The organism is Amycolatopsis sp. NPDC045836 (assembly GCF_056431745.1).
Window position 1 is genome coordinate 1 of the sequence record NZ_JBWKKF010000061.1, and the last position, 1,113, is coordinate 1,113.

1 protein-coding gene is annotated in these 1,113 nt (G+C 67.5%); it reads left to right on the plus strand.

Going from position 1 to position 1,113, the window contains the following annotated elements; all coding sequences use genetic code 11:
- Positions 1 to 116 precede the first annotated feature (116 nt).
- The coding region (locus AC07EG_RS40280; protein ID WP_478258542.1) for an IS481 family transposase at positions 117 to 1,113 on the plus strand (997 nt) is incomplete at its 3' end.

The window sequence follows — 1,113 nt, forward strand, 5'->3', positions numbered from 1 at the left end:
TGTTGCGGGTCATGACGTTGGTGTCAGCTGAGGGGGCCTGAGCGCAGGGGACGGGTCTTTCGGCGGCAGGATGAGAAGTACCACCAACTCGTCCGCCGAGCAGAAAGACCCGTCCGATGTCCCACCGTAATGCCCCGCTGTCCGTGGAGGGCCGCCGCCGTCTGATCGAGCGTTGCCGGACCCGTCCGATCGCGCATGTCGCCGCTGAGATGGGTATCTCGCGGCAGTGCGCGTCGAAGTGGGTCAACCGTCACCGCAAGTTCGGCGACGCTGGCCTGGTGGATCGGCCCAGCGTCCCGCACCACCAGCCGACGGCCACGCCCGCCCGGGTCATCGTGCGGATCGAGGCGATGCGCCGGGAACACAAGTGGTCCGCGCGCCGCATCAACCTCGAGCTGGCTGGCGACCGCGTCCCGGTCTCGGTCCGCACCGTCAGCCGGCACCTGGTCCACCTCGGGCTGAACCGGCGCCGGTTCATCGACCCGACCGGTGAGAACAACCGTGAGTCGCGTCGTATCCACGCCCGCTGGCCAGGTCACATGGTCCACCTCGACGTCAAGAAGGCCGGTGTCATCCCCGAGGGTGGCGGCTGGCGAATCCATGGCCGCGGCAGCGAACAAGCCAGGCAGTCGGTCCGAGGCCGCAAACGTGGCAGCAAAGCCCGCTACACCTACCTGCACACCGCGATCGACGGGTTCTCCCGCCTGGCCTACACCGAAGCCCTGCCCGACGAGCAGGCCCGGACCGCGATCGGGTTCACCCACCGAGCCAGGGCGTTCTTCGCCCGCCACGGCATTGGCCATGTCCACCGGATCGTGACCGACAACGGTGCCTGCTACCGCGCACGCGACTTCGCCACCGTCCTGCGCGGCGCCCGCCACCAGCGGATCACGCCCTACACGCCACGGCACAACGGCAAAGTCGAGCGCTACCACCGCATCCTGGCCGAAGAATTCCTCTACGCCCACGCCTGGACCAGCGAACAGCACCGCACCGAGGCCCTGGCCGTCTGGAACGTGCACTACAACTATCATCGTCCCCACACTGCTGCTGGAAATCAGCCACCAGCATCCCGGCTCGACACCGGTGTCACCAATGTCATGGCCTCATACA